Source organism: Pseudomonas sp. stari2 (assembly GCF_040760005.1).
Taxonomy (GTDB): domain Bacteria; phylum Pseudomonadota; class Gammaproteobacteria; order Pseudomonadales; family Pseudomonadaceae; genus Aquipseudomonas.
Genome location: NZ_CP099760.1, coordinates 853,502 through 867,957, shown reverse-complemented (window position 1 = coordinate 867,957; position 14,456 = coordinate 853,502). Strand labels below are relative to the sequence as shown.

General features: G+C 62.1%; 18 protein-coding genes. 10 read left to right on the top strand and 8 right to left on the bottom strand.

Going from position 1 to position 14,456, the window contains the following annotated elements; genetic code table 11:
- Window positions 1–7: 7 nt before the first annotated feature.
- The 8 genes from urtE (at window position 8) to NH234_RS03820 (ending at window position 6,336) form a co-directional block, all read left to right on the top strand.
- Window positions 8–706, top strand: a complete 699-nt coding sequence (urtE, locus tag NH234_RS03855) for an urea ABC transporter ATP-binding subunit UrtE (protein WP_367255659.1) — start codon at window positions 8–10, stop codon at window positions 704–706.
- 30 nt (window positions 707–736) lie between these two features.
- Window positions 737–1,576 carry an urease accessory protein UreD gene (locus tag NH234_RS03850; protein ID WP_367255658.1) on the top strand — a complete coding sequence of 280 codons (840 nt, stop codon included), beginning with the start codon at window positions 737–739 and terminating at the stop codon, window positions 1,574–1,576.
- A gap of 33 nt (window positions 1,577–1,609) precedes the next feature.
- Complete coding sequence (ureA, locus tag NH234_RS03845) at window positions 1,610–1,912, top strand: urease subunit gamma (RefSeq protein WP_085732704.1); 303 nt, start codon at window positions 1,610–1,612, stop codon at window positions 1,910–1,912.
- Between the two features lie 9 nt (window positions 1,913–1,921).
- A complete protein-coding gene (locus NH234_RS03840; RefSeq protein WP_085732703.1) occupies window positions 1,922–2,455 on the top strand; it encodes a GNAT family N-acetyltransferase in 534 nt (177 codons plus the stop codon).
- A 5-nt stretch (window positions 2,456–2,460) separates the two neighbouring features.
- Window positions 2,461–2,994 carry a GNAT family N-acetyltransferase gene (locus NH234_RS03835; RefSeq protein ID WP_064593169.1) on the top strand — a complete coding sequence of 178 codons (534 nt, stop codon included), beginning with the start codon at window positions 2,461–2,463 and terminating at the stop codon, window positions 2,992–2,994.
- The gene (locus NH234_RS03830; RefSeq protein ID WP_007950605.1) at window positions 2,994–3,299 is read left to right on the top strand and encodes an urease subunit beta; all 306 of its coding nucleotides are present in this window, start codon (window positions 2,994–2,996) and stop codon (window positions 3,297–3,299) included. Before NH234_RS03835 ends, NH234_RS03830 begins: the two co-directional genes overlap by 1 nt.
- A 36-nt stretch (window positions 3,300–3,335) precedes the next feature.
- Window positions 3,336–5,036, top strand: coding sequence for an urease subunit alpha (ureC, locus tag NH234_RS03825; protein WP_085732702.1), 1,701 nt, complete (start codon window positions 3,336–3,338; stop codon window positions 5,034–5,036).
- Window positions 5,037–5,208: 172 nt separating this feature from the next.
- Complete coding sequence (locus tag NH234_RS03820) at window positions 5,209–6,336, top strand: sensor histidine kinase KdpD (protein ID WP_085732701.1); 1,128 nt, start codon at window positions 5,209–5,211, stop codon at window positions 6,334–6,336.
- A 4-nt stretch (window positions 6,337–6,340) separates the two neighbouring features.
- Here NH234_RS03820 and NH234_RS03815 read toward each other — a convergent pair whose 3' ends face one another.
- Together NH234_RS03815 and NH234_RS03810 are read right to left on the bottom strand one after the other, a co-directional pair.
- A complete protein-coding gene (locus NH234_RS03815; RefSeq protein ID WP_367255657.1) occupies window positions 6,341–6,646 on the bottom strand; it encodes a chaperone modulator CbpM in 306 nt (101 codons plus the stop codon).
- 23 nt (window positions 6,647–6,669) lie between these two features.
- Window positions 6,670–7,617 carry a DnaJ C-terminal domain-containing protein gene (locus NH234_RS03810; RefSeq protein ID WP_085732795.1) on the bottom strand — a complete coding sequence of 316 codons (948 nt, stop codon included), beginning with the start codon at window positions 7,615–7,617 and terminating at the stop codon, window positions 6,670–6,672.
- Between the two features lie 292 nt (window positions 7,618–7,909).
- Between NH234_RS03810 and NH234_RS03805 the strand changes: the two genes are divergently transcribed.
- Window positions 7,910–9,184 (top strand): Hsp70 family protein, encoded by a 1,275-nt coding sequence (locus tag NH234_RS03805; protein ID WP_085732699.1) that lies wholly within the window; start codon window positions 7,910–7,912, stop codon window positions 9,182–9,184.
- A 50-nt stretch (window positions 9,185–9,234) separates the two neighbouring features.
- Here the strand turns inward: NH234_RS03805 and NH234_RS03800 are convergent, their stop codons facing one another.
- The 3 genes from NH234_RS03800 to NH234_RS03790 all read right to left on the bottom strand — a co-directional run bounded on the left by NH234_RS03800 (window position 9,235) and on the right by NH234_RS03790 (window position 11,510).
- On the bottom strand, window positions 9,235–10,248 hold the full coding sequence (locus NH234_RS03800; RefSeq protein WP_367255656.1) for an AI-2E family transporter: 1,014 nt from the start codon (window positions 10,246–10,248) through the stop codon (window positions 9,235–9,237).
- A gap of 98 nt (window positions 10,249–10,346) precedes the next feature.
- The gene (locus tag NH234_RS03795; protein WP_085711191.1) at window positions 10,347–10,652 is read right to left on the bottom strand and encodes a PsiF family protein; all 306 of its coding nucleotides are present in this window, start codon (window positions 10,650–10,652) and stop codon (window positions 10,347–10,349) included.
- Between the two features lie 63 nt (window positions 10,653–10,715).
- Window positions 10,716–11,510 (bottom strand): helix-turn-helix transcriptional regulator, encoded by a 795-nt coding sequence (locus NH234_RS03790; protein WP_085732697.1) that lies wholly within the window; start codon window positions 11,508–11,510, stop codon window positions 10,716–10,718.
- A 98-nt stretch (window positions 11,511–11,608) separates the two neighbouring features.
- Between NH234_RS03790 and NH234_RS03785 the strand changes: the two genes are divergently transcribed.
- Window positions 11,609–12,502: a DMT family transporter gene (locus NH234_RS03785; protein WP_367255655.1), complete on the top strand. Its 894-nt coding sequence runs from the start codon at window positions 11,609–11,611 to the stop codon at window positions 12,500–12,502.
- Here the strand turns inward: NH234_RS03785 and NH234_RS03780 are convergent.
- The 3 genes from NH234_RS03780 to NH234_RS03770 form a co-directional block, all read right to left on the bottom strand.
- Entirely contained in the window at window positions 12,499–13,389 is an 891-nt protein-coding gene (locus NH234_RS03780) for an alpha/beta fold hydrolase (protein ID WP_367255654.1), read from the bottom strand. The genes NH234_RS03785 and NH234_RS03780 overlap by 4 nt on opposite strands.
- 91 nt (window positions 13,390–13,480) lie before the next feature.
- Window positions 13,481–13,786 carry a multidrug efflux SMR transporter gene (locus NH234_RS03775; protein WP_367255653.1) on the bottom strand — a complete coding sequence of 102 codons (306 nt, stop codon included), beginning with the start codon at window positions 13,784–13,786 and terminating at the stop codon, window positions 13,481–13,483.
- Window positions 13,787–14,425: an NAD(P)H-dependent oxidoreductase gene (locus tag NH234_RS03770; RefSeq protein WP_085732693.1), complete on the bottom strand. Its 639-nt coding sequence runs from the start codon at window positions 14,423–14,425 to the stop codon at window positions 13,787–13,789.
- Window positions 14,426–14,456 lie beyond the last annotated feature (31 nt).

Here is a 14,456-nt window from a genome sequence, read left to right as displayed (position 1 = left end):
TTCCAACATGCTGCAAGTCGAAAAACTGCACCAGTACTACGGCGGAAGCCACATCCTGCGCGGCCTGAGCTTTGACGTGAAGGTCGGCGAAGTGACGTGCCTGCTCGGCCGTAACGGCGTGGGCAAGACCACGCTGCTCAAATGCCTGATGGGCCTGCTGCCGGCCAAGGAAGGCGCGGTGAACTGGGAAGGCAAACCGATCACCACGTTCAAGCCGCATCAACGGGTGCACGCCGGGATCGCCTACGTGCCGCAGGGTCGGGAAATCTTCGGCCGGCTGACCGTAGAGGAAAACCTGCTGATGGGCCTGTCGCGATTTCCCGGCAGCGAAGCCAAAGAGGTACCCGCGTTCATCTACGAACTGTTCCCGGTGCTGCTGCAAATGAAACAGCGGCGCGGCGGCGATTTGTCCGGTGGTCAGCAACAACAGCTCGCCATCGGCCGAGCGTTGGCCAGCCGTCCGCGACTGCTGATCCTCGACGAACCCACCGAGGGTATTCAACCGTCGGTGATCAAGGAAATCGGTGCGGTAATCAAGAAGCTCTCGGCCCGTGGTGACATGGCGATTTTGCTGGTGGAACAGTTCTACGATTTCGCCGCCGAGCTGGCCGATCAATACCTGGTGATGTCCCGGGGCGAGATCGTGCAGCAGGGTCGTGGAGAAAATATGGAAAGCGAGGGTGTGCGCGGACTGGTTACGATCTAACCTGTAGCGTCCTAACGATAATCAGAAAACATGAACTTACCTTTAGCGACTGCCCTGTTTACCCCGAGCTGGCACGCCGAGCTTGAGCTGGCCTACGCCCGCTTCGGCGATTGCACGCGCCCGGTCCGTCGTCGCCACCTCGGCCCGCTGCGGGTGCAAAAGCATCTGTATGCCGAAGGGCCCGAGGTCTGCCAGCACATCATCGTCCACCCGCCGGGCGGGATTGCCGGCGGTGACCGGCTGGACATCAGCGCCCGCGTCGAACAATGCGCCTGGGCACAGATCACCAGCCCCGGCGCGGCCAAGTGGTATCGCGCGGCGGGCCCCGCTTATCAGTCGCTGAACCTGCATGTCGCTGACGGCGCGACACTGGAATGGCTGCCTCAGGAAACCATCGTCTACAGCGCCGCCCAGGCTGAACTCTCGACCTCAATCGACCTTGAAGGCGATGCGCGACTGTTTTACTGGGACGTGGTGGCCCTCGGGCGCCCGGCCAGTGGCGAGCGTTTCGACCTCGGGCATTTCCAGGCCCATCTGGATATTCGCCGCAATGGCCGACTGCTTTGGCACGAACGCCAGCGCATCGTCGGCGCTGACGGTTTGCTTGATTCGCCGATCGGGCTGGATGGCAATCCGGTGTTCGCGACGTTGCTGGTGACCGGCGAGATCGATGCCGAATTGCTGGAGCGCTGCCGCTCGCTGGGCCACGACGTGCGCGGGGATCTGACGCAGTTGCCCGGTCTTTTGGTCGCCCGTTGCCTGGCCAGCGAAGCGTTGCTGGCTCGGGCATGGCTTATTGAATTGTGGCGATTGCTCAGGCCTGCGCTGCTAGGCCGCGAAGCCCTGCCTCCCCGTATCTGGAACACCTGATTTTCTTCAACTGCCGACAATGGATTTCAAACGATGGACCTGACCCCACGCGAAAAAGACAAGCTGCTGATCTTCACCGCCGGCCTCGTGGCCGAGCGGCGACTGGCCCGCGGCTTGAAGCTCAACTACCCGGAAGCCATGGCCTTCATCTCGGCAGCGCTGCTCGAAGGCGCCCGTGACGGCCAGACCGTGGCCGAGCTGATGCACTACGGCACCACTCTGCTGACCCGCGATCAAGTGATGGAAGGCATCCCGGAAATGATCCCGGAGATCCAGGTCGAAGCGACGTTTCCCGACGGCACCAAACTGGTCACCGTCCACCAACCGATCGTCTGAGGCCGCGCCATGACTTACACCATCCGTGATGCCCTGCACGCCGACCTGCCGGCGATCCGTGACATCTACAACGACGCCGTGCTCAACACCACGGCGATCTGGAACGAATCCCCGGTCGATCTCGGCAACCGTCAAGCGTGGTTCAGCGCGCGTCAGGCTCAGGGATATCCGATCCTGGTGATCGTCGACGCCGACAACACCACCCTCGGCTACGCTTCGTTCGGTGACTGGCGGCCGTTCGACGGTTTCCGTCACACGGTCGAACACTCGGTCTACGTACGCAGCGACCAGCGCGGTAACGGCCTCGGCCCGCAACTGATGACCGCGCTGATCGCACGCGCGAAAACCTGCGGCAAACACATCATGGTCGCCGCCATCGAGAGCGGCAACGCCGCGTCGATCCGCCTGCACGAACGCGCCGGTTTCGTCACCACCGGGCAGATGCCGCAAGTCGGCACCAAGTTCGGCCGTTGGCTCGACCTGACCTTCATGCAACTGACCCTCAATCCTGGCGCGGAGCCGCCGCCCGCCAACAAGGAGTGACACCGATGAACCCCGCCCAACTGCGACGCGTCAACGCTGAAAGTTTTGCGCACTATCGTCAGGGCCTGATCGACCTGCTGCTCGACGCGGTGGGTTATGGCGCCAGCGTCGGTTTCATGGCCGACCTCGATGCCGCGCAGGCCCGCGCCTATTTCGACGACGTGCAGGACAACCTGAACAAGGGCAACGTCTTGCTCTGGGTGGTGGTCAAGGACGAACAGGTGCAGGCCAGCGTCCAGTTGAGCCTGTGCCAGAAGGCCAACGGCCTGAACCGCGCCGAGGTGCAGAAGCTGCTGGTGCGCGAACACGCCCGGCGGCGCGGCCTCGGTCAGCAGTTGATGGAAGCGCTGGAACTGACGGCCCGCCAGTACAAGCGCGGCATGCTTTACCTCGATACCGAGGCCGGCTCCCCGGCCGAAGATTTCTACAAGGCCCTGGGTTACACCCGCGCCGGGGAAATCCCCGATTACGCCTGCGACCCGAACGGCACCTATCGCCCGACGGCCCTCTATTACAAAGTCCTGCAAGGAGCGAACTGATGATTCCCGGCGAGTACAAAATCCAGCCCGGCGACATCGAACTCAACGTCGGTCGCCGCACCGTCAGCCTGAAGGTGGCAAACAGCGGCGACCGGCCGATCCAGGTCGGTTCGCACTACCACTTCTTCGAAACCAACGACGCCCTGACCTTCGACCGCGCCGCCAGCCGAGGCATGCGCCTGAACATTCCGGCGGGCACAGCGGTGCGTTTCGAGCCGGGCCAGAGCCGCGAGGTGGAACTGGTGGATTACGCCGGACATCGCCGGGTGTTCGGATTTGCCGGGCGGGTCATGGGTGACCTCTGAGTCCGTGTGTGTCGTTATTTCTCTGAAGGACGCTAGATGAAGATTTCCAGACAAGCCTACGCCGACATGTTCGGCCCCACCGTCGGCGACAAGGTGCGCCTGGCCGACACCGAGCTGTGGATCGAGGTCGAACAGGACTTCACCACCTACGGCGAGGAAGTGAAATTCGGCGGCGGCAAAGTGATCCGCGATGGCCAGGGCCAGAGCCAGTTGCTGGCGGCCGAAGTGGTCGACACGCTGATCACCAACGCACTGATCATCGACCACTGGGGCATCGTCAAGGCCGATGTCGGCCTCAAGGACGGCCGCATCGCCGCCATCGGCAAGGCCGGCAACCCGGACGTGCAGCCCGGAGTGACCATCGCCATCGGCGCCAGCACCGAAGTAATTGCCGGTGAGGGCATGATCCTCACCGCCGGCGGCATTGATACTCACATCCACTTCATCTGCCCGCAGCAGATCGAAGAAGCGCTGATGAGCGGCGTCACCACCATGATCGGCGGCGGCACCGGGCCGGCCACCGGCACCAATGCCACGACCTGCACTTCAGGGCCGTGGCACCTGGCGCGGATGCTCCAGGCGGCGGATGCGTTCCCGATGAACATCGGCCTCACCGGCAAGGGCAACGCCAGCCTGCCGGAGCCGTTGATCGAACAGGTCAAGGCCGGCGCCATCGGCCTCAAGCTCCACGAGGACTGGGGCACCACCCCGGCAAGCATCGACAACTGCCTGAGCGTCGCCGACCAGTACGACGTGCAGGTGGCGATCCACACCGACACCCTGAATGAATCCGGCTTCGTCGAAACCACCCTCGGCGCGTTCAAGGGCCGCACCATCCACACCTACCACACCGAAGGAGCCGGTGGCGGTCATGCGCCGGATATCATCAAGGCCTGCGGTTTCGCCAACGTGCTGCCGAGTTCGACCAACCCGACCCGGCCGTTTACGCGCAACACCATCGACGAACACCTCGACATGCTGATGGTCTGCCATCACCTCGACCCGAGCATCGCCGAAGACGTGGCGTTCGCCGAAAGCCGCATCCGCCGCGAAACCATTGCCGCCGAAGACATCCTCCACGACCTCGGCGCGTTCTCGATGATCAGCTCCGACAGCCAGGCCATGGGCCGCGTCGGCGAAGTCATCACGCGTACCTGGCAGACCGCCGACAAGATGAAAAAACAGCGCGGCCCGCTCGCGCAAGACGGCGAAGGCAACGACAACTTCCGCGCCAAGCGCTACATCGCCAAGTACACGATCAACCCGGCGATCACCCATGGCATCAGCCATGAAGTGGGTTCGGTGGAAGTCGGCAAGTGGGCGGATCTGGTGCTGTGGCGCCCGGCCTTCTTCGGCGTGAAACCGACGCTGATCCTCAAGGGCGGCGCCATCGCCGCCAGCCTGATGGGCGACGCCAACGCCTCTATCCCGACCCCGCAACCGGTACACTACCGCCCGATGTTTGCCAGTTATGGTGGCTCGTTGCACGCCACCAGCCTGACGTTCATCAGCCAGGCGGCGCAGGAATCCGGGCTGCCCGAAGCGTTGGGCCTGAAGAAAAAAATCGCGGTGGTCAAAGGTTGTCGCGACGTGCAGAAAACCGACCTGATCCACAACGATTACCTGCCCAACATCGACGTCGACCCACAGACCTATCAGGTCAAGGCCGACGGCGTGTTGCTCTGGTGTGAACCGGCCGAAATCCTGCCGATGGCGCAGCGTTACTTTCTGTTCTAGTTTCGCCGCCAAACGATAAAAGGCCTCAGACCGCACATGACGCGTGGGCTGAGGCCTTTTTCGTGATTGCCGCTTGTCTGGCCGTGACGAGGATTTACGGGAGTCGTGTGATTCTCGCAATAAGGTCTACGCTTCGAAACGCACGCTGCACATTCTGTTCGGGTAAACCTTCATGCGTCTTTGCGAATTCATCGAAACCCATGTTGATGTAATCGTCGGTGAATGGGAAAAATTCGCCCAGACCATCACCCCCGCAGCCGACTTTCTCGACGGTCCGGCCCTGCGCGACCACGCCCGTTCGATTCTGTTGGCGGCCGCCCGCGACATGAGCAAACCCCAGACGCCCCGCGAACAGATGGCCAAAGCCAAAGGCGAAGGTCCAGAGAAAACCCCGAGCCTGGACAAGGCTGGTGCCAGCCACGGCGAACTGCGCCACACGGTGGGCTTCGACCTGGTTCAGATGACGTCCGAGTTTCGCCATTTGCGTGCCTGTGTGATCCAGCTCTGGGTCAACCATCTGAAATCACCTGACATGACAGCTTTCCAGGACATGATCCGTTTCAACGAAGCCATCGACGAAGCGCTGGCCGAGTCGACGGCAGCCTACGCCGAACAGGTAAATCGCTCCCGGGACATTTTCCTCGCCATCCTCGGCCACGACCTGCGCGCGCCGTTGCAGGCGGTAAGCATGTCGACGGAAATGCTGATGCGTAAAACCCGCCTGGAAGGCGACGCATTGCTCTGTGCGCAGAACATCCGGCAGGGCGCGCGGCATATGGCAGCGATGGTCAGTGATCTTCTGGAACTGGTCCGCAGCCGTCTGGGCAAAAGCCTGCCGATCGAGCCGGCGCCGATGGATCTGGCCGACACTGCGCGGGCGGCAATTGCTGAAGCCTGCGCCGGCAACCCGCAAAGCGATCCAACCTTGAAAATCGAAGGTGACACACGGGGAGTCTGGGATGGTGGCCGACTGGCGCAACTGCTGCAGAATCTGATCGGCAACGCCTTGCAGCACGGGACGAACGCGCAAGATGTGCGGGTGACCCTACAGGGGGAATCCGACACCGTACGCCTGACCGTACACAACCATGGTGAACCGATTCCGGAAGACGCCATCGGCACGATTTTCGATCCGCTGGTACGCAATGCCGACGAAGAGCTCGGCCAACCGTCGACCAGCCTCGGTCTGGGTCTGTTCATCGTCAAGGAAGTGGTGACCGCCCACGGCGGGACGATCGAAGTCAGTTCAAGCGAAGCCGACGGAACGCTGTTCAGCGTGACGCTGCCCAGACAGGTTTGAAGCGCTACTCGACCACCAGGCGCCGCAGACGCTGACGGAGCATCCGGTTCTCGGCCCGCAGTTCCTGCACTTCTTCCAGCAGGTCCAGCGCCAGGGCGACGCCTTCCCATTCCAGCTCCAGGTCGCGCCGCAACTTGGCGGCGCGTTTGGCCAGGGCCAGTTCGTAGTCAGTGAAGCGCCATTCCCTGGGCTGCGTGCCCTGAGGTTCGAGGATGCCGTGTTCGACGATTTCGATCACGTAGACGTCCGACAGGTCGGCCGCCTCACAGAATTCTGCCATGTCCAGTTGAACGATCAGGGGGCTGCTCATGATGGGCTACTCCGTCGTCAGTATCAGAAGTTCTCGCGCGGATTGAAGGCGGCTTTCTTCGCCAGTTCCTGCCACAGCGCCTTGACGTCATCGCCGTTGGCTTTGGGCATCACGGCCTTGAGCTGGACGAACAGGTAACCGCGTTCGCCGGCCTTGTTCTGCAAACCATGACCCTTGGCGCGCATGCGCTGGCCGTTCTGGCTGCCGGCCGGCACCTTGAGGTTGATCTTGCCGGTCAGGGTCGGCACGGCCACTTCAGCACCCAGCGCCAGTTCCCACGGTGCCAGCGGCAAAGTGATGATCAGGTTTTCGCCTTCGACATCGAATTTCGGGTGCGGCGCGAAACGGATGGTCAGGTACAGATCGCCATTGGCGCCGCCACCGATGCCCGGTGCACCCTGCCCCTTGAGGCGAATGCGCTCGCCGTCGGTCACGCCCGCCGGAATCTTCACGTTCAGGCTCTTGCTGGTGTTGCTGACGTGCTGGCCCGAACCGTTGTATTGCGGCACCTGGAAGCTGATCTTTTTCGATTCGTTCGAAAGTGTTTCTTCCAGGAAGATCGGCAGTTCCAGTTCCACGTCTTGCCCTCGGCGCCCGGCGCTACGGGATTGCCGGCCTTCGCCGCCACCGAAACCGGGGCCGCGATTGCCGAAGATCGAACTGAAGAAGTCCGAGAAGTCACCGGTGTCGCCACCGCCGCCAAAGCCGCCACGGCTCTGCCAGCCCGGTGGGCCCTGAAATGGCTGACCGTGCTGGCCATAGCGACGCAGGTCGTCATATTCGGCGCGCTTGTCAGCGCTTTTCAGCGCTTCATAGGCTTCCGAGACGTCCTTGAACTTGGCCTCGGCGTCCTTTTCCTTGCTGACATCGGGGTGGTATTTGCGCGCCAGCTTGCGATAGGCAGCCTTGATCGCCTTGTCGTCCGCCGTCGGCTCCACGCCGAGTATCTTGTAATAGTCTTTGAAGTCCATCGAAGGAATCACCATCCGTTATCGATTTCGCGCCGTTGCCAGCATGCGCCGATTTGCGCGTGCCGGGTTGACCGATCTCAAATTTGTGACCGGGTGGCGCAGCAGAAGTTTATCGGCAGTGGACGGCGGTTCTTGCGACCACCGGTGTGTCTGCCGGCCCATGCCAGCAAGTTTGGGGCAAAGCGCCGACTTTCAAGCAAGCTTAGTCGCTAAATAGCAGATGACCGGCCTTCGAATCTGCCGCGCACTGACATACACTGCGCGGCCGTTTTTTTGACCGGAACCGAAAGACATGAAAGACGCCTCTCCAGCCCGTGCCTGCGGCATCGACTTTGGCACGTCCAACTCCACCGTCGGCTGGCTGCGCCCCGGCGTGGAAACGATGATCGCGCTGGAAGACGACAAGATCACCCTGCCCTCGGTGGTCTTCTTCAACATCGAAGAGCGCCGCCCGGTCTACGGTCGCCTGGCGCTGCACGAGTACCTGGAAGGTTACGAAGGTCGGCTGATGCGCTCGCTCAAGAGCCTGCTCGGTTCCAAGCTGATCAAGCACGATACCAGCGTCCTCGGCACCGCGATGCCGTTCAAGGACTTGCTCGGGCTGTTCATCGGCCAGCTCAAGAGCCGCGCCGAAGCCGCCGCCGGTCGTGAGTTCGAGCAGGTGGTGCTGGGCCGTCCGGTGTTCTTCGTCGACGACGATCCGCTGGCCGACCAGGAAGCCGAAGACACCTTGGTGGAAGTGGCGCGCAAGCTCGGTTTCAAAGACGTTTCGTTCCAGTACGAGCCGATTGCCGCCGCTTTCGACTACGAGTCGACCATCGAAAAGGAAGAGCTGGTACTGATCGTCGACATCGGCGGTGGTACGTCGGACTTCTCGCTGGTGCGCCTGTCGCCCGAGCGTCGGGGGATGGACAACCGTCACGACGACATTCTCGCCACCGGCGGCGTGCACATCGGCGGGACCGATTTCGACAAGCAATTGAGCCTGCAAGGCCTGATGCCGCTGTTCGGATACGGCAGCCGCATGAAGAGCGGTGCGCTCATGCCCACCAGCCACCACATGAACCTGGCCACCTGGCACACCATCAACTCGGTCTACTCGCAAAAATCCACCCTGGCTCTGGGCAGCATGCGCTACGACATCGAGGACACTGGCGGCATCGACCGTCTGTTCAAACTGATCGAACAGCGCGCCGGACACTGGCTGGCGATGGAAGTGGAAGAAACCAAGATCCACCTGACCCACAATGACAGCCGTCATGTTCCGCTGGATCGCATCGAGTCGGGGCTGAGCGTGGAGCTGAGCCGGGCCTTGTTCGAATCGGCGATCAATGCGCAGCTGGAGCGGGTACGCGGCAGCGTCACGCAATTGCTCGCGGACGCCAATGTGGCGGTGGGTCAGGTCGATACGGTGTTCTTCACCGGCGGTTCCAGCGGCATCCCGGCGCTGCGCAACAGCGTTTCGGCGATGCTGCCGAATGCGCGGCATGTGGAAGGGAACATCTTTGGCAGCATTGGCAGCGGTCTGGCGATTGAAGCCATGAAACGCTATGGCTCGATGAACTGAAACCGCACTGATCGTTCCCACGCTCGCGCGGGAACGATCAATCTACCCGCTTAAACCATCCCGCCCAGCTTCAACTCACTCTTCAGATACGCGTAATAAATCGGCCCCGCCAGCACCCCCGGCAGGCCGAACGCGGCCTCGAATACCAGCATCGCCAGCAGCAACTCCCAGGACTTGGCACTGATCTGCCCGCCGACAATTCGCGCGTTGAGGAAGTATTCGAGCTTGTGGATAAAGATCAGGTAGCCCAGCGCGGCAATCGCCACCCAGATCGACAGCGACAGGCCGACGATGGTGATCAGCGTGTTCGACATCAGATTGCCGATCACCGGCAGTAACCCAAGCAGGAACGTCAGCACGATCAGGGTCTTGGTCAGCGGCAGCTTGATCCCGAACAGCGGCAGGATCACCGCCAGGAAAATCCCGGTGAAGAAGGTGTTGAGCAGGGAAATCTTGATCTGCGCGAACACAATGTTGCGAAATGCCTGGACCAGCAAGTGCAGGCGGTCAAACAGTGCAGCCGCCAGCGGCTTGCGCTTGGTCACGTCCGGTACCCGCTGCAAGGCGATGATCGCGCCGAGCACCATGCCGATCAACAAGGTCACGAACATGTGCGCCGCGTCCTTGCCCACCAGTTGCAGGTCGGACAGGTGCTTACTCAGCCATTCACCGATGGCCACTCGGAACTCCGCGGCACTGGCCGGCAAATAAGCGTCGATGAAGGGCGGCAACTGACTGCGTGCACGTTCGACCACGCCCATGAATTTATCCAGCGACGCGCCGGGGTTTTCCGCTTCGTGCATCAGGAAACTGATGGCCCCGGCGAAGATCAGTGCCAGGACGCTGACCACCAGCGTGCCCAGCAACGCTACCGCCAGCCAGCGCGCACGGCGGCCCTCGATCAATCGTTGCAGTTGCGGAGTGAGCATGTTGACCAGCTCGAACACCAGCAACCCGGCCAACAGACTGGGCAACAAACGCAGCGGCAGTACGAGCAGCAATCCGCCGAAAATGATGATGCAACTGACCCAGAACACAACATGACGCTCAGAAAACGTTGGCATACAGCCTCAAAACGAACGGCGTAAAAGGATTGGCAGTCTGCCAGCGATCCGGCGCCGAAGCGAGCGGATGCCCTGCCGCTCGCTGCGAACTGTCGATCTTATTTTTTCTTCAGACAATCACTCATGAACGCCTTGCGCGCATCACCGGTCAGGGCCTTGGTCTTGGCGTCGGCATTGCAGGTCTTCATCTTTTCCTGCTGCGGGGTCAGGGTCTTGGCGTCATTGGCCGCCGGCGCTGCCTTCAGGCAAGTACTCATGAAGGTCTTGCGCTCATCGCCTTTCAGGCTCTTGGCCGTGGCATCGGCGTTGCAGGTGGTCATCTTGTTCTGTTGCGCCGTGGCGGCAAAACCCTGGGAGCACAGCAGCAGACCGATCATCAACAAAGGGACACGCAACATCTTCATGGAGTTTTCTCCTTGTCGCCGCATCGATTGAGGCGGCCTCCGGCTGAGTGTAGTCAAAGCTTGTTACACCTTCCTACCCTCATGGTGACTGCGTCGGTATTGCTCCGGCGTACACCCGGCCTGCCGGGCAAACATGGCGATGAACGCCGAGCCGCTGCTGTAACCGAGATCGAAGGCGATTTCCTGCACGCTGCGCGTACTTTCCAGCGCCTCGATAGCGGCGAGATAGCGCAGCCGCTGGCGCCATTCACCGAAACTCATCCCCAACTCCCGCACGAATTGCCGAGCCAGGGTGCGCTCGCTGACATGCACCTGCGCCGCCCAGTGCGCCAGCGGCTGGTTGTTGCCGGGCTCGGCCTGCAGTGTTTCGAGGATTGCCAGCAATCCGGGGCTGCTGGCGTACGGCAGATAGCATTGATGAACCGGTGCCTGGCGCAGTTGATCCACCAGCACCTGGGCCAGGCGCTGGTCGGCGTCGAACGCGGGGATCTTCACATCCCGGGCGGCGAAGTCCTTGAGGATGGCCTTGAGAATATCGCTGATCGCCAGCGTGCAAGCCTGCGCCGGCAAATCCGCGCAGACCTCGGGCGTCAGGCACACCGCCCGATAATTCACCGGTTGATGACTGTAGAAACTGTGCTCGACCTGCGGCGGCACCCACACCGCGTATTGCGGCGGCGACATGAAACGGCTGCCGTCGACATCCATGTGCAGCACGCCGTGGGCCGCGTACTCCAGCGTGCCCCACGGATGGCGGTGCGGCGCGGCGTATTCATGGGCATTGAAGTCGGCGTAGCGGAAGTACACCGCCGACGGCAGTTCGCTGAAATCCAGCAGATCGATGTGTTTACTGTTCATGCTGTCCGGAATCAGGGGCGGGTTGTCCGGTTCGCAGTATAGGCCTGCATCCAGACAGGGGATAATCACCGTTCATCAACGTACTGGTTTCTCCTCCCATGCAATACGCGTTTCCCCTGCTGGCGATTTTCATCTGGGCCGGCAACACCGTGATCAACAAGTTGGCTGTCGGCGCCATCTTCCCCGCCGAGATCGGCTTCTACCGCTGGCTGCTCGCCGGCCTGCTGTTCACCCCGTTCATGCTCAGTAAGGTAATCGCGCACTGGCCGCAGATCCGTCCGAACCTGGGCAAGATTTTCATCCTCGGCGTGCTCGGCATGGCGGTCTACCAGAGCCTGGCCTATTTCGCCGCGACCATGACCAGCGCCACCAACATGGGCATCATCCTCTCGCTGATGCCGTTGATGTCGCTGGCCATGGCGATCATCAGCCTCGGCCAGCGCCTGACCGCCGGTGCGCTGGTCGGTGCGGTGCTGTCATTCGCCGGGGTGCTGGTGGTGGTGTCGTCCGGCAGCCTCGGCGCGCTGCTGCAACACGGGGTGAACCTGGGCGACGCGATGATGCTGATCGCCACCCTGGCCTATGCGATCTACAGCACGCTGCTGAAAAAATGGCAGCTGCGCCTGCCGCCGCTGGTGTTGCTGTACTTGCAGGTACTGGTGGCGGTGGTGGTGCTGTTTCCGCTGTACGCCATGTCGCCGAAAACCGGCCTGACCCTGCAGAACATTCCGCTGGTGCTATACGCGTGCCTGCTGGCCTCGATGCTCGCGCCGCTGGCGTGGATGCAGGCCGTGCAGCGCTTGGGGCCGAGCCGGACCACGCTGTTCTTCAACCTGCTGCCGTTGATCACTGCGCTGATTGCCGCAGTGGTGTTGAAGGAACAACTGGCGATGTATCACCTGGTCGGTGGCTTGCTGACGCTGGGCGGGGTGGTTCTTTCCGAGCGCTGGACCACCGTCCTCGGCCGCTCCCGCACGCCAGGCGCCGCCTAGACCCCGGCGGCTTTCAATCGCGCCGCATGCTCGACGAACAGTCGCACCGGATCCGCGCCTTTGCCGACCAGTCCCAGTGACTGGTTGACGATGTCGAAGTGATCCATCGGGTAGTCATCGCCGATGACCGTGCCCAAGTGCGAGCTGTAGCGTCCGACCATGCCGTCGCACTGTCCCGGCTCGCGCACGAAGGTTTTGGCGAACAACCGGCAACTGCGGTTGGTGCCGTCGAACAGGTTGCCGCCACGGTCGGTCTTGCCCGGCTGCAAGGTGCCGGACCACGAGTAATAACGCACGCCGTTGACCTCCTCCGGCCCGTGCCCGCCCCAGGTATCAGGCAGGCCCTGTGGGTAACGCTGGTTGAACAGCGCCACGCCTTCGGTGGTCAGGGAGTTGTGCGAGGCATGGATATCCACCGGCAGTTTCGGCCCGTGGTAGCCGGTTTCCAGCAGCGCCATCAGCCAGCCGACAAAACGCAACAGCGCCTCGAGGATGCGACCCCGGGCGCTGTCTGCCGGATAGTGTTTCGCCAGATAGTCGGCCAGCTCAGAACCGTGATTGGGCCCGGCCACCGACGTGACTGAAGCCACCAGATCCGGACGTTTGGCCGCCGCATAACGCGCCGTCAGCGAGCCCTGGCTATGGCCGAACAGATTGACCTTGGCCGCGCCGGTCTCACGGAGGATTTCATCGATGCGCGTCAGCAACTGCTCGCCGCGCACCTCGGTGGAATTGAGCGGCGACACCTGCACCGCAATCACCGTCGCACCACCCCGGCGCAACGCCTTGATGATCCCGTACCAGTACGGGTACAGCACCAGACGGATAAAACCGAGCATTCCCGGCACCAGCACCAGTGGATAACGTGTGGCCGAATCCTGCGACATGGGCAGACATCCCTGTGGTCGGTGGGTGGAGGCATGACGTGCAAAACGCCCGCCAAGCATCCTCCTCGATGATGACAACTCCACGACCAGCCTACTTCAGCCCCACCACCCCCGCCACAATCAGCCCCACCGACAGCAACTTCATCAGCGTCAGGCTCTCGCCCAGCAGCGCGAAACCGAGAAACACCGTGCCAAGCGAGCCGATGGCGGTCCAGATCGGGTAGGCGATGCTTACCGGCAGCTCGCGCATCGCCAGAGTCAGGAAATAAACCCCGCCCACCGCCGCGATCACGGTAATCAGCGACGGCCACAGCCGGGTGAAACCTTCGGCGTATTTCATGCCCATGGCGAAAGTGACTTCGAACCCGGCGGCGATCAGCAGGAACAGCCAGGCCACCTAGAACTCCCGGGCCAGGTCGAGCAAGCGCTGCTCGGCCTCGGCCACCGACACCGCGAAGGTGCGTTCGGCGGATTCTTCGCCCTCGGCGGCGACCACCGTGACGTCGTTGATGCCGATGAAACCCAATGCCGTGCGCAACCATGGATCGGCGTGATTCAGCGCCTCCAGCTCCCCGCCCGGGCCGAATCCGAAACCACCGCGACTGGTAACGATCAGCGCCTTCTTGCCGTGCAAAAGCGGTGTGTACTGGGCGATGCCGTTGTCCAGCGTATGGTCGAACGTCAGGCCCAACCGCACGATCTGATCGACCCAGGCCTTGAGGCCGCTGGGCACGTTGAAGTTGTACATCGGCGTGGAAATCAGCAGCAGATCGTGATCGAACAACTCGCCCAGCAGTTGATCGCTGAGCGCCAGATCGGCCTGCATCGACAACGGCCGTGCCTCGGGCTCCGGATAAAACGCTGCGGCGACAAACGCCTCGTTGACCGCCGGAATCAGCGCACGCCCAACCTCTCGGCGGGTGACTTGAGCCTGTGGATGACGGACTTGCCAGGCACTGAGAAAACTTTCCGCCAGACGCCGCGAATGGGAACGCTCACCGCGTGGGCTGGCATGGATCGCAAGAATCTTGCTCATCTTAAACTCCTTGGGACTAGACTTTAGTGAC

Coding starts and splice junctions, on each gene's coding strand:
- urtE (WP_367255659.1), top strand. CDS start 8: ATGCTGCAAGTCGAAAAACTGCACCAGTACTACGGCGGAAGCCACATC.
- NH234_RS03850 (WP_367255658.1), top strand. CDS start 737: ATGAACTTACCTTTAGCGACTGCCCTGTTTACCCCGAGCTGGCACGCC.
- ureA (WP_085732704.1), top strand. CDS start 1,610: ATGGACCTGACCCCACGCGAAAAAGACAAGCTGCTGATCTTCACCGCC.
- NH234_RS03840 (WP_085732703.1), top strand. CDS start 1,922: ATGACTTACACCATCCGTGATGCCCTGCACGCCGACCTGCCGGCGATC.
- NH234_RS03835 (WP_064593169.1), top strand. CDS start 2,461: ATGAACCCCGCCCAACTGCGACGCGTCAACGCTGAAAGTTTTGCGCAC.
- NH234_RS03830 (WP_007950605.1), top strand. CDS start 2,994: ATGATTCCCGGCGAGTACAAAATCCAGCCCGGCGACATCGAACTCAAC.
- ureC (WP_085732702.1), top strand. CDS start 3,336: ATGAAGATTTCCAGACAAGCCTACGCCGACATGTTCGGCCCCACCGTC.
- NH234_RS03820 (WP_085732701.1), top strand. CDS start 5,209: ATGCGTCTTTGCGAATTCATCGAAACCCATGTTGATGTAATCGTCGGT.
- NH234_RS03815 (WP_367255657.1), bottom strand. CDS start 6,646: ATGAGCAGCCCCCTGATCGTTCAACTGGACATGGCAGAATTCTGTGAG.
- NH234_RS03810 (WP_085732795.1), bottom strand. CDS start 7,617: ATGGACTTCAAAGACTATTACAAGATACTCGGCGTGGAGCCGACGGCG.
- NH234_RS03805 (WP_085732699.1), top strand. CDS start 7,910: ATGAAAGACGCCTCTCCAGCCCGTGCCTGCGGCATCGACTTTGGCACG.
- NH234_RS03800 (WP_367255656.1), bottom strand. CDS start 10,248: ATGCCAACGTTTTCTGAGCGTCATGTTGTGTTCTGGGTCAGTTGCATC.
- NH234_RS03795 (WP_085711191.1), bottom strand. CDS start 10,652: ATGAAGATGTTGCGTGTCCCTTTGTTGATGATCGGTCTGCTGCTGTGC.
- NH234_RS03790 (WP_085732697.1), bottom strand. CDS start 11,510: ATGAACAGTAAACACATCGATCTGCTGGATTTCAGCGAACTGCCGTCG.
- NH234_RS03785 (WP_367255655.1), top strand. CDS start 11,609: ATGCAATACGCGTTTCCCCTGCTGGCGATTTTCATCTGGGCCGGCAAC.
- NH234_RS03780 (WP_367255654.1), bottom strand. CDS start 13,389: ATGTCGCAGGATTCGGCCACACGTTATCCACTGGTGCTGGTGCCGGGA.
- NH234_RS03770 (WP_085732693.1), bottom strand. CDS start 14,425: ATGAGCAAGATTCTTGCGATCCATGCCAGCCCACGCGGTGAGCGTTCC.